A 241-nucleotide genomic window follows, 5' to 3' on the forward strand; every position below is an offset into this window, starting at 1 on the left:
CGGCGGGCAAGCCGTCGTCGCAGAACAGCGCCTGCAGTTCGCCGCGCAGCAGGTACTCGCTGCACAACCAGGTCGGCAGGTGGGCGATGCCGAGGCCGGCCAGCGCCGCGTCGACCATCGCTTCGGCGTTATTGGTGGCCAGCCGCGCCCGTTTCGGCCGCAGGTGCTGGAGCTTGCCGTCGTGCTGGAAGCGCCAGGCATAGGGTGGCGACAGGTTGTCCCAATCGATGCCGGCATGCTC

General features: G+C 69.3%; 1 protein-coding gene. It reads right to left on the minus strand.

Annotation, left to right across the window (positions count from 1 at the left end):
- Positions 1-241: LysR substrate-binding domain-containing protein (locus FMM79_RS01040; protein ID WP_240338901.1), on the minus strand; the 241-nt coding region annotated here is incomplete at both ends.

Origin of the sequence: Novosphingobium sp. BW1 (assembly GCF_008107685.1) — a bacterium.
Taxonomy (GTDB): domain Bacteria; phylum Pseudomonadota; class Alphaproteobacteria; order Sphingomonadales; family Sphingomonadaceae; genus Novosphingobium.